This is a genomic window from Paenimyroides aestuarii (assembly GCF_024628805.1).
GTDB classification, from domain to species: Bacteria; Bacteroidota; Bacteroidia; order Flavobacteriales; family Flavobacteriaceae; genus Flavobacterium; species Flavobacterium aestuarii_A.
Window position 1 is genome coordinate 2,639,244 of the sequence record NZ_CP102382.1, and the last position, 11,854, is coordinate 2,651,097.

Below are 11,854 nucleotides of genomic sequence, written 5' to 3' on the forward strand. Positions count from 1 at the left end.
AATCACTCTTATGAATTTTATCAATAAAATAAATAAATACCTTATAGACCGCTATCCAACTATTTGGAACACACGCATTGTTTGGATGCTTGCACTAAGTATATTGCTACACATACTGTTTTTCTTTATTGGATACGTTTCGCACAACAATCCCGTTTCTTTGCAAAATAGCGGAGTAATTGATGACTTTTTTTCCAGCGGATTCATTCTAGTAAACATTATTATTTCAGTACTCTTGCTTGTGGGGTGGTTGGTGTATATGTTTAAAAACAACGGCTTCAAGAATTTTTATCCAACCAGCAATTGGAAACTTTTCGGTCAATTTGTTTGCTATTTAGTAATTATTTTTGCTTCGATTACCTTTTATTTTTCGTATATGTTTGGTTTCAGAACATATATCAATCAGGCTTATCCAAATAATGAATTCGTAAAAGATGTTGCAATAATAAACAAAGCTTATCCCTTTTTATCGCTCGAGTATCAAGATTTTGAGTTGGATAAAAAAGCCTATCCAAAAATGTTTATGGATTTGTATTGCGAAACCAATAGCAATTATATTCATTACAACGAACCTTTTTATACATTAAAAGAAAAATATTATCAATTTTTTCGGTTATATGAAGTAGCCGTTACTGAACGTGATGTAAACAGAGATTTTAAATACCCTGCTGCTGAATATAAAAAAGGTACGGAATTGGCCTACAAAAATATTGTGGCAGATACTTGTTTTTATTATTTTAAGAAAGAAGTGGTTGATGTATCTTCTCATGTAAAAAGCGCAGAATTCAGCTATTATAATTTTTCGAGAGCATTTTATACGGTTGATTTTAACACTGTTGATTATTTTGATCGATACAATAACTCGTACAATTATCCCGAGCCTACTTACAACGGAATGTACGGAATAAACCTGAATGCAAACAAAAACTACAATTTTAGTAAGGATTTTGCCGGTATTTTAGATCGAAAAAATCCACAGGAAATCAAAAAGATTTTAAACGATTTTTTAGAAGTTTCAAAAAAATATCAAATTAAAACCGATTTATCAACAGATACTTGGTTTAAAATGGTGTATCATCCCACCGATTTTGAAGTAAAACATTTTATCGCATCAGAAAAACCAAGTCCAACAACGTATTACGCTGCCACTGCTGATTCTGCCACAGTTGTAAGCAATGCTGCCTATGAAGAAGTGGAAGTTGCACAAGATGCAGCAGCTACTGTTTCAGCTACCGTTGCCACAGAAAATGAAAATTTGTTAAGCAATTACTACTATAAAAAACTCAGCAAAAATTATTACGAAATTGACCATCTTAACTATTTATTGCGAAGCGTAGAACTTGTGAAAACGGTAGATTTTGTTTCAAGAAGCATTCATATATATATATGGATGACTTTCTTTTTATCTACTTTAATTTTTTGTTTTAGAGTTACCAATTTGCGTGCAGTGCTGTTTTCAGGAGTTACTGCTGGTGTGTTATCTTTGGTGGTTGGACTCATTTCGCTGATGTATGCAATGGGCGTTTCAAATGATCAAGAATATTTTGTAGCATATTTGGTGTTAAGCATTTCAACCATTGTTTTATTAATTCCATTACTCTTCGTAAACTCCAGACACAAATTATTTACTGCTATTTTTATGAATATAAGTATTAATGGGTTTGTTTTGTATGTGTTGTTGATTTTAGGCATTATCAGTATGCACCAAAACGATGCTTGTCGCGACATGCCTGGTTATTACGATAGTTATGCTTCCCGAACTTGTACTACTTTGTTAGAAGATTTAGACATGAATACCAGTTACATACTGTTAGCAGCCGGATTAATTTTTATATTTTTATACACTGCTGTAATTAAAAAGTGGCGTGCTGTGTCTGAATAATTTCAAAATAAAAGTGAAGCCATAAAGCTTCACTTTTTTTCTATAAATTGATTTTAAAATACTATTTAACTTCTTGCTTTTCTAATTCTGCAATTACAGCACGTAAACAACTTTCGTTATAAAACAACCAATTGTCGATAAATTCAGGAGCCTCAGCAACTTTAAATGTATTTCGCACCATTTTATATGCTTTTTCAGCATCTTTTTCATCATAAAAAACATGTTTCCAAAAATAAGGGACGCGTTGCCATTCATATAAAAACAAACCGTTTCGGGCATAGAGAAAAGGCGAATGAATACCATCGGTATGAATAAGATCATAGCCCCCATACATGTGCACACGCATGTAAGCAGCAATGTATTTTAAGTTGGCAATAAGTCGTTCTTTTATTTGCTGATTGGTTTCTTTTTGTGTAGCCGGAAAGCGCCATTGGTTAAAAGCCAACGAGCGAATATCATTTTTTTTATCAAGCTTTTCAAAATCGGTACTTAAATTAAGGTAATAGTTGGTATTGCCTTCCAATTCAAGCATAAAATCGCTTTTATACCCTTTAAAATCTCCATGAATTTGAATGCATCCCTCCTCTTCTTTCAAAATTTTTAAAGGTAAATCACCATATAGAGCCGATTGCAAAACGATTTCGTTTTTATTCACCAATTTATAAGTGCCATGCATGAAATGATTGCCTATAAGAAACGTGAAATCTTTATTTGGTTTCAACGACAAATAGGAATAAAATGCATAAGGTTCCGTACTTTCTGCATTGGGCAATACCTTGTCAGGAAGTCTTTCCGAATATTCATTGAATCGCTGTTCATTAAAAACATTGATAATTCTGAAATCTTGATCTTTAGAAAAGTCGATCGTTTGTAAGTTAGTATTCCATTTGCTGCAGGCAATAAAAACAAAGCACAAGAAAAATAAAGTGATTTTTTGATACATAGAAACAAATTTAAAAATGCAAATATAAAAAGGCGGTGAAAAAATGAATCATAAAATGTAGAAAATTAATCCACCACGATTCGTTTGATGTCTTTGGGCAAACGTGCCAACAATTCATAATTCAACTGGTTGCTGTTTTCGCTAAACGAAGCCACCGAAATCGTCTGTTCGCCTTGACTTCCAATCAGCACCACTTCATCACCGATTTGCACATCGGGCAGGTTGGTCACGTCCAGCGTTAGCATATTCATGTTCACACTTCCGATTACATCTACCCGAAATCCGTTGACCAATGCTTTTCCCTGATTGCTCAGTTTTCGGCTGTAACCATAGGCATAACCAACCGGAAGTATGGCGATTTTCGTAGGGATATTGGTGTAATACGAAGTACCGTAACCGATGAATTCTCCTGCTTTTACGGTTTTGATTTCGATGATTTTACTCTTCCATGAAATCACTCTTTTGAGCGGATTGGGTTCTTCGGGCTGTTTGAGATAGTGGTGGATGTAGGTTTCATTGTTCGGGAAAAATCCATATTGCAAAATTCCGATTCGCACCATATCAAATAGATATTTTGGATAGCGCAAAACCGCTGCCGAACAGGCAATGTGAAATTTTGGGGCATGATTTTCCAGCAATTCAAATTTCTTTTTGACTTTTTGAAATTGTTGGATCTGGTCTTTGATTCGTTTGTAATTTGCGATGCTTTCCGAACCCGCCAAATGTGTGCAAACACCTTTTATTTCGATTAAATCCGTTTCGTTAATTTTTGACATAATTTGTTTGAAATCTTTCGGCGAAAATCCGGTTCGGTTCATTCCCGTTTCAAATTCCAAATGGATTTTTGCATTCAAATTGGATTTTTTTACACATTTCAACACATTCTCCAACGAATGGAAATTGGGAACGTAAAATTCAATATTGTGTTCAATTGCCCACATCATTTCGTGGTGGTTCAGGGTTCCCATGATCATCAAAACAAATTCACCACGCACCGATTGCAAAAGTTGATAGGCTTCTTGCGCACTGTAAACACTGAAATGGCGGATGCCGCATTCATACGCCAGCGGACCATAGGTTTCTATGCCGTGACCGTAAGCATCGCCCTTTACCACGGCGGAAAAAGTCGTTTTTTCGGGAAGTGTCTTTTGTATGAAACGGATGTTTTGTTCTAAGGCTGATTTTGAAATTTCGATCCAGGAAGTCGGTTCCGGTTTATACTGCATTTTCTAATATTTTGTAAAATAATTTTGAAGCGGTTAATGTAATTTCATCGGGAAAATCATAGTCGGGATTGTGAAGCGCCGGACAATTTTCGCCCGAACCAATGCCAAACATCGCACCCGGAATCAATTGGGTAAACAATCCAAAATCTTCGCCCCATTTAAATGGTTCGTTTATTTTTTGATGATTTAATTCTAATTCTTCTGCAGAATTTTGAATGATTTCGACTGCTTTTTCATCGTTTTGATTGGAGAAAAATTCTTGTGTCCACGAAATTTCCAACTTTAAATTTTCACGTTGACAAATTTTTTCTGCTTCGCGAATTAATTCATCGGTCAATTGATCAAAAAGTTCGGGTGACCAAGACCGAATTGTGAGATGCAACGAAGCTTTTCCGGCCGAAATTCCATAATCTTTTGTACCCAGATCTGCATAAACCGGCGTGATGAGAAAAAAGTTTTCGTCTTTGGGTTCGTTGTGCGTCATTTTTTTGCATTTTTCCAGTATTTCAGCCATAGCAAAAGCCGGATTGAAACCATGTTCCGGTTCGGCTGCGTGCGCTGTTTTTCCGTTGAAATCAAAAATCAAACTTTTCACATTGGCCGTAAATGCCCCTTTTTTATAGACAATTTTGTGCAAAGGAAATCCGGGTAAATTGTGCAAAGCAAAAACCTGATCGGGTTTTATCTCAGCAAATTTATCGTCTTCCAAAACTGCTCGTGCACCCATTCCGTTTTCCTCGGCAGGTTGCCAAAGCAATACGATTTTTCCTTTCTCGATGGGATTTTCCTGAAGCATTTCTGCCACACCGATCAGGATGGTGGTGTGGCCGTCATGGCCGCATTTGTGTGAAACATTTGGGTCAATGGATTTATGTGCAAAATCGTTGGTTTCCTGAATCGGCAAAGCATCGGTATCGGCTCGCAACATGATGGTTTTTCCTCTTCCTTTACCTTCAAAAACCGCCATCACGCCTGTTTTTCCGATGGGAAAAACATTTGCAGCCGGATAGTCTTTGAGAATTTCTTGGATGCGTTTACAGGTTTTGAATTCCTGCGTAGAACGTTCTGCATAATTTTGATGAAAATCCCGACGGATTTTTTGTAGTCTTTCTGCTAATTTTTCCATATCCATTCAAGATAAGAAAAATTTATTATATTGTCAAAAAAAACACTGTTCAATCTTTTTTTTAGGCACAGCCTACAAGTTTAATCAATTAGTCGTTTATGCTTTATTAATTATCGCTCAAAGTCGAGAGACTTTGCGCAGCAGACTTTTATGGTATTGTCTCATTTCATTTCCCTATACCCTTTTTCCCATTGCTTCGTATCTGAATAATAGAATTTATGTTCTTCTGATGAAATTGGAAATGAAACAGTATAGTGTAAGCTATCTCTCTTGTAGTAATACAACACGTCAAAACCATCTTCTTCTGGCACTCTAATTTCTTCCAATGACAATGGTAATCTTTGATTTTGTTTTTTAAACATCTCTATCTTTTTTACAAGTAAATTTCCTTCTTTTATTAACTTACTTTCTCTTTCTGCTCTAAAATCGCAAGCTTGGAATACAAAAAAAGATAGCAAAACTGCCAAAAAAAACATATAATTGTACTTTTTCATAGTCATTAAATACTTTTGCACAAAACTAATTTTATTGAATAAGTGGTTCTACTCGTTCTTATTAAATGTATGGTGTTCTTTGTATAAAGCCAACAGTTCATTTGCAGCAGTAAACGGCGATTTTTCATTGTTTTGTACGGCACGCTCTGCGCTTTGTAAATATCGATTAACCTCTGTATTTTGATAAAAATTTGAAAGCAATTGCTCATTGATTGTTTCTTTTAACCAATAAGCATTTTGATTATTTCGGTTTTCTTCAAAAAAATTATTTGCTTTTACCAACTTAAAATAAGCTTCTAAAAGTTGCCAAACCTCTTCAATTCCTTTATTGTAAAAGGCGCTAACGAGTAATACTTTTGGTTGCCATTTAGAGTCTTTTAAGGGAAATAAATGCAACGCACGATTCATATCGAGTTTTGCATTTTGCGCATGTTTTAAGTTGTCGCCATCGGCTTTGTTAATTATTACGGCATCGGCCATTTCCATAATACCACGCTTTATTCCTTGTAATTCATCGCCTGCTCCCGCAAGGTTTAAAAGTAAAAAGAAATCGGTCATGCTGTGTACGGCTGTTTCACTTTGTCCCACGCCAACGGTTTCTATAAGAATGATATCAAATCCGGCAGCCTCGCACAAAATAATGCTTTCGCGGGTTTTTCTAGAAACACCTCCTAAACTTTCCCCCGAAGCTGATGGGCGAATAAATGCGTTTTTATTTTTCACCAAATCTTCCATTCGGGTTTTATCGCCCAAAATACTTCCTTTACTAATACTACTGCTGGGGTCCACTGCTAATACCGCCACTTTTTTCCCTATCGATGTTAAATAGGTTCCAAATGCCTCAATAAAGGTACTTTTGCCAACTCCTGGAACACCAGTAATGCCTATTCTAACGGAATTATTAGCATAGGGCAAACATGCTTGAACTATGAGGTTTGCTTGTTCTTTGTGAGCTATATTGGTGCTTTCAATCAATGTAATTGCCTTACTTAGTGAAGGAATATCGCCTTGTATCAATCTTTGAATCAAAGCATCAACATCTATTTTCTTTTTACGGAAATTTTGAATGTTTTTTATGGAATTTTGATTCACATGATTGGGTTGTGTAATTCCATCCTTTTCATGTAAAGATTTTTTTTGGGGAAACTTTTCGTTTGGCATGATGAATCGTTTTAACAAACTTACAAAATTGTTCTAAAAAATTCTTGAAATAGCCAATTGATTGTTTGTGTTTGGGTAAATTTGTAATTTCAATTCACAAAAAATGTCTGTAATAAACAAAGCTGGAAATCAAAAACCAGTTTATGCTATTTTGCTTGCCATCAGTGCAGCCCATTTGCTCAACGATTTACTGCAAGCAGTGATTCCGGCTATTTATCCAAAGTTAGAAGCTGCATACGATTTGTCATTTGCACAAGTGGGTATGATTACACTTTGTTACCAATTGGCAGCTTCGATTTTTCAGCCAGTTGTGGGTGCATATACCGATAAAAATCCTAAACCCTATTCGCAGATTTTTGGAATGTTTTTTACCATGGCAGGAATTGCTTTGCTTGCTTTTGCACCGAATTATGAAGTGATTTTAGTTTCGGTATTTTTAGTAGGTATTGGTTCTTCAATTTTTCATCCCGAATCATCGCGCGTGGCGTTTATGGCATCAAATGGAAGAAGAAGTTTTGCGCAGTCGGTTTTTCAAATCGGCGGAAACACCGGAACAGCTCTGGCTCCGTTATTAATTGCATGGATTGTATTGCCCAACGGACAATTGTATATCCTTTGGTTTGTGGGATTTGCTATTTTGGCTCAATTTATTTTAAGCTACATTGCCAAGTGGTATCAAAACAAATTAAAAATTGCTTCAAGATCAACCAAAAAAATCATTCAAGTGCCCGATTTGTCTGCTTTTAAAATAAATGCTGCAATTACTATTTTATTGGTTTTGATCTTCTCGAAATATTTTTATGTGGCAAGTATTACCAGTTATTTTCAGTTTTATACCATGGATAAATTTGGATTGAACGAAGTTCAAGCACAAGTTTATTTGTTTTATTTCTTGATTTCGGTGGCAGTTGGCACCTTGTTAGGTGGAATTTTTGGCGATCGCTTCGGTCGGAAATACGTGATTTGGTTTTCGGTGTTAGGCGCTGCTCCGTTTACACTGGCACTGCCTTATGTAGATTTACAGTTAACTGGAATTTTAATCGTGATTATTGGTTTGATTATTTCATCGGCTTTTCCATCGATATTGGTGTATGCACAAGAATTGCTTCCTAAAAAATTAGGAATGGTTTCGGGTTTGTTTTATGGATTTGCTTTTGGAATGGGCGGTGTTGGCTCAGCAGTTTTAGGACTTTGGGCAGATGCTACTTCTATTGAACACATTTATAACATTTGTTCGTATCTTCCATTAATAGGCGTTATTGCTTATTTTCTTCCGAATATGAAAAAAATAAAATATAAAGATGCTGAGTAATGATTACAACTGAAATCAAAAATAAAATAATAGAAATTGTTGGCGCATCATACGTTTTTACCGATGATGAAACCTTAAATGAATACGGAAAAGATTATACCGAAGATTTGGTTTATCCGCCTTCAATTCTTGTAAAACCGGCTTCAACAAAAGAAGTCAGTGCGGTAATGAAAATCGCTTTTGAATATGCGATTCCCGTAGTTCCAATCGGAGCTCGAACGGGTTTGAGTGGTGGTATTTTAGCCATACATAAAGGGATTGGTCTTTCATTGGAACGCTTGAATCAAATAGAAAAAATCGATGAAGAAAATCTGCAAGTAATTACACAACCTGCTGTTATTACCGAAGTTTTGCAACAAACCGTTGCCGAAAAAGGGTTTTTCTACCCGGTGGATCCTAGTAGTAAAGGTAGTTGTTTTATAGGTGGGAATATTGCTGAAAATGCAGGCGGTGCACGTGCTGTGAAATACGGCGTTACGAAAGATTATGTGTTGAATTTAGAAGTGGTTTTACCGAATGGAGAAATTATTTGGACAGGTGCAAACACGCTTAAAAATTCAACCGGATACAATTTAACGCAGTTAATGGTGGGCAGCGAAGGCACTTTGGGCATTGTTACAAAAATAGTTTTAAAATTGATACCAGCTGTTCAGCACAACGTATTGCTATGGATTCCATTTTTTAAGATGGAACAAGCAGCGTCGGCAGTTTCGGCTATTTTTAAGGCAGGAATTGTTCCAAGTGCGTTAGAATTTATGGAGCGCGATGCTATTTTGTGGACCAGTAAATTTGTTGAAGTTCCCGATGTTTACTTAAAACATGAAAACGAAGCACATCTGTTGGTTGAAGTAGATGGTAATTATCCTGAAATATTGATGAATGAAGCGGAAAAAATACTTGCTGTAGTTGAACAATATGAAGTGGACGAAGTGCTTTTCGCAGACACAACCGATCAAAAAAACACACTTTGGAAATTGCGCAGAAACATTGCCGAAGCTGTGAAACAAAACACTGTTTATAAGGAAGAAGATACCGTGGTTCCTCGCTATGAATTGCCAAAATTATTGATGGGAATTAAGGCTATTGGCGAGAAATATGGCTTTAAAAGCATTTGTTACGGACACGCCGGCGATGGAAATTTACACGTAAACATTGTAAAGTTAGATATGACTGACGCACTGTGGCAAACGGAAGTTCCAAAAGGAATTATGGAAATTTTTGAATTAACAAAATCGTTAAACGGAACCCTTTCGGGCGAACACGGTATTGGTTTTGTGCAAAAAGAATTTATGCCGATTGTTTTTACTGATGTAGAATTACAATTAATGTATCAAATCAAAAAAATATTCGATCCAAAAAACATCATGAATCCTGGAAAAATATTTCCCTCAAAATATGATCATTAATGCATAAACATTTTTTGCTATATAAACCACCCGGCTATATCTCGCAGTTTGTGTATGAAAAAAAACGCTACAAAAAGAAATTAGGTGATTTGTACAATTTTCCTGAAGGAACAATGGCAATTGGTAGATTAGACGAAAACTCTGAAGGTTTGCTAATGCTCACAACCAATGGAAAAATTAGTGAAGCTATACGCAGTGCGCATTATGAAAAACAATATATTGTTCAAGTTGATGGGTTGATTGATGCAACCGCAATTGAAAAATTGAAAAAAGGCGTGGAAATTGGAGTTAAAGGAGTTCGAGTAACTACTAAAGAATGTGATGCAGCTGCTATTAAAAAACCCGATTATGTGGGTGAAGGTTACCGCATTCGCAGCGATCGTCACGGTCCCACTAGTTGGCTGACCATTACATTAACACAAGGAAAATTCCGTCAGGTTCGCAAAATGACTGCGGCTGTTGGTTTTCCCACGTTACGATTAATTCGCATTCGTATTGGTAATTGGACTTTGGAAGGAATGAATGTAGGTGAAGTTGTGCAAATCCAACTATAAATGCAACAAAAAATCCCACCAATAATGATGGGATCAATTAGGCTATCTTTCAATTTCTTTTAAGCTTTCCATTTTTTTGTTTGCCAAGAAACCTTTAATATCTTCAAAATGTTCTTTCACGCGCTTGTTTCCAAATTCAAAAACTTTTTCTGCCAAACCATCTAGAAAATCACGGTCGTGGGAAACTAAAATCAACGTTCCGTCAAAATCGCGCAACGCATCTTTGATGATGTCTTTGGTTTTCATATCCAAATGGTTCGATGGCTCATCTAAAATCAATAAATTTACTGGTTCCAACAATAATTTTATCATTGCCAATCGTGTTTTTTCGCCACCCGAAAGAACTTTTACTTTCTTTTGAATGTCATCACCTTGGAACATAAATGCACCCAAAATATTTTTGATTTGTGTACGAACATCACCAACAGCAATTCGATCAATCGTTTCAAATATTGTCGCATTTTCGTCTAACAACGCTGCTTGATTTTGGGCAAAATAACCAATTTGTGCGTTATGTCCAATTTCTACCGAACCGCCATTAATTTCGATTTCTTTCATAATGGCTTTAATCATGGTTGATTTTCCTTCACCGTTTTTACCTACGAAAGCTACTTTTTGTCCCCGTTCGATCACTAAATTGGCATCTTTAAAAATCAATTTATCGTCATACGATTTTTCTAAATCTTTCACAATCACTGGATATTGACCTGAACGAACCGATGGAGGAAACTTCAATTTCAATGCCGAATTATCGATTTCATCTACTTCAATCGGAACAATTTTTTCTAACATACGAACGCGCGATTGCACCTGCTCTGTTTTGGAAAAAGTACCACGAAAACGCTCAATAAACGCTTGATTATCAGCAATGAATTTTTGTTGTTCTTCATAAGCTTTTTGTTGATGAATGCGTCTTTCTTTTCGCAATTCCAAATAGTGAGAATATTTCGCTTTGTAATCGTAAATTCTTCCCATGGTAACTTCAATAGTTCTGTTGGTAATGTTATCAACAAACGCTCTATCGTGCGAAATTACCATTACGGCTTTGGCTTGATTAATTAAGAAATCTTCCAACCATTCAATACTGTCCATATCCAAGTGGTTGGTTGGCTCATCCAGAAGAATCAAATCGGGTTTGGTTAATAGAATTTTTGCTAATTCAATGCGCATTCTCCATCCGCCGGAAAATTCTTTGGTTGGACGATTGAAATCTTCTCTTTCAAAACCCAAACCTTTTAAAATCTTTTCAACTTCGGCTTCGTAATTTACTTCTTCGATGGAATAATATTTCTCGGACAATTCTGAAACTTTTTCAATCAATTTCATGTATTCATCGCTTTCGTAATCGGTGCGAATAGTCAATTGTTCATTGATATCGTCGATTTCCTTTTTCATATTCAAAACACCGGCAAACGCTTTTGAAGTTTCCTCCATCACCGTACAATTGTCTTCGGTCAATAAATGCTGCGGCAAATAGGCAATTACGGCATCACTTGGTGCCGAAATATTGCCGCGAGTAGGTTTGTTTACACCCGCCACAATTTTCAATAAGGTAGATTTTCCCGCACCATTTTTACCCATAAGGGCAATTTTATCGGTTACGTTAATGGCGAAAGTTACTTCGCTGAAAAGTGTTGTTCCGCCAAATTCTACGGCAATATCGTTTACTGTAATCATTTTTTATGTAAAAAGTTAGAAGTAAAAAAGTAAAAAAGCCTTTTTACCGAAATTTTTGAAGTTGCAAAGATAA

The 11,854-nt window shown here is 35.9% G+C and carries 10 protein-coding genes; 4 read left to right on the forward strand and 6 right to left on the reverse strand.

The genetic code is table 11. The features are described 5' to 3' along the window. Positions 1-10: 10 nt before the first annotated feature. Positions 11-1,882, forward strand: a complete 1,872-nt coding sequence (locus NPX36_RS12785; RefSeq protein WP_257499112.1) for a hypothetical protein — start codon at positions 11-13, stop codon at positions 1,880-1,882. A gap of 61 nt (positions 1,883-1,943) precedes the next feature. Here the strand turns inward: NPX36_RS12785 and NPX36_RS12790 are convergent, their stop codons facing one another. The 5 genes from NPX36_RS12790 to meaB form a co-directional block, all read right to left on the reverse strand. Then, positions 1,944-2,825, reverse strand: coding sequence for a hypothetical protein (locus NPX36_RS12790; protein WP_257499113.1), 882 nt, complete (start codon positions 2,823-2,825; stop codon positions 1,944-1,946). A gap of 65 nt (positions 2,826-2,890) precedes the next feature. Further along, positions 2,891-4,051, reverse strand: a complete 1,161-nt coding sequence (gene alr / locus NPX36_RS12795; RefSeq protein WP_257499114.1) for an alanine racemase — start codon at positions 4,049-4,051, stop codon at positions 2,891-2,893. Next, the gene (locus NPX36_RS12800; protein ID WP_257499115.1) at positions 4,041-5,177 is read right to left on the reverse strand and encodes an amidohydrolase; all 1,137 of its coding nucleotides are present in this window, start codon (positions 5,175-5,177) and stop codon (positions 4,041-4,043) included. Before NPX36_RS12800 ends, alr begins: the two co-directional genes overlap by 11 nt. Positions 5,178-5,338: 161 nt before the next feature. Beyond that, complete coding sequence (locus NPX36_RS12805) at positions 5,339-5,671, reverse strand: hypothetical protein (RefSeq protein WP_257499116.1); 333 nt, start codon at positions 5,669-5,671, stop codon at positions 5,339-5,341. 48 nt (positions 5,672-5,719) lie between these two features. Then, positions 5,720-6,832, reverse strand: a complete 1,113-nt coding sequence (gene meaB, locus NPX36_RS12810) for a methylmalonyl Co-A mutase-associated GTPase MeaB (RefSeq protein WP_257499117.1) — start codon at positions 6,830-6,832, stop codon at positions 5,720-5,722. 103 nt (positions 6,833-6,935) lie between these two features. Here meaB and NPX36_RS12815 point away from each other — a divergent pair, with 103 nt between their 5' ends. Genes NPX36_RS12815 through NPX36_RS12825 form a run of 3 tightly spaced genes read left to right on the forward strand, consistent with a single transcriptional unit; the run spans position 6,936 to position 10,104 of the window. Continuing rightward, positions 6,936-8,144: an MFS transporter gene (locus tag NPX36_RS12815; RefSeq protein WP_257499118.1), complete on the forward strand. Its 1,209-nt coding sequence runs from the start codon at positions 6,936-6,938 to the stop codon at positions 8,142-8,144. Continuing rightward, on the forward strand, positions 8,144-9,550 hold the full coding sequence (locus tag NPX36_RS12820) for an FAD-binding oxidoreductase (RefSeq protein ID WP_257499119.1): 1,407 nt from the start codon (positions 8,144-8,146) through the stop codon (positions 9,548-9,550). The genes NPX36_RS12815 and NPX36_RS12820 overlap by 1 nt, the downstream gene beginning before the upstream one ends. Next, on the forward strand, positions 9,550-10,104 hold the full coding sequence (locus NPX36_RS12825) for a pseudouridine synthase (RefSeq protein ID WP_257499120.1): 555 nt from the start codon (positions 9,550-9,552) through the stop codon (positions 10,102-10,104). The genes NPX36_RS12820 and NPX36_RS12825 overlap by 1 nt, the downstream gene beginning before the upstream one ends. 42 nt (positions 10,105-10,146) lie before the next feature. Here the strand turns inward: NPX36_RS12825 and NPX36_RS12830 are convergent, their stop codons facing one another. After that, positions 10,147-11,781 (reverse strand): ABC-F family ATP-binding cassette domain-containing protein, encoded by a 1,635-nt coding sequence (locus tag NPX36_RS12830; RefSeq protein ID WP_257499121.1) that lies wholly within the window; start codon positions 11,779-11,781, stop codon positions 10,147-10,149. Positions 11,782-11,854 lie beyond the last annotated feature (73 nt).

Bases quoted from the DNA above. Each gene is read 5' to 3' on its own strand.
- NPX36_RS12825 (WP_257499120.1), top strand. From the start codon at position 9,550: ATGCATAAACATTTTTTGCTATATAAACCACCCGGCTATATCTCGCAG.
- NPX36_RS12815 (WP_257499118.1), top strand. From the start codon at position 6,936: ATGTCTGTAATAAACAAAGCTGGAAATCAAAAACCAGTTTATGCTATT.
- meaB (WP_257499117.1), bottom strand. From the start codon at position 6,832: ATGCCAAACGAAAAGTTTCCCCAAAAAAAATCTTTACATGAAAAGGAT.
- NPX36_RS12800 (WP_257499115.1), bottom strand. From the start codon at position 5,177: ATGGAAAAATTAGCAGAAAGACTACAAAAAATCCGTCGGGATTTTCAT.
- alr (WP_257499114.1), bottom strand. From the start codon at position 4,051: ATGCAGTATAAACCGGAACCGACTTCCTGGATCGAAATTTCAAAATCA.
- NPX36_RS12785 (WP_257499112.1), top strand. From the start codon at position 11: ATGAATTTTATCAATAAAATAAATAAATACCTTATAGACCGCTATCCA.
- NPX36_RS12790 (WP_257499113.1), bottom strand. From the start codon at position 2,825: ATGTATCAAAAAATCACTTTATTTTTCTTGTGCTTTGTTTTTATTGCC.
- NPX36_RS12805 (WP_257499116.1), bottom strand. From the start codon at position 5,671: ATGAAAAAGTACAATTATATGTTTTTTTTGGCAGTTTTGCTATCTTTT.
- NPX36_RS12820 (WP_257499119.1), top strand. From the start codon at position 8,144: ATGATTACAACTGAAATCAAAAATAAAATAATAGAAATTGTTGGCGCA.
- NPX36_RS12830 (WP_257499121.1), bottom strand. From the start codon at position 11,781: ATGATTACAGTAAACGATATTGCCGTAGAATTTGGCGGAACAACACTT.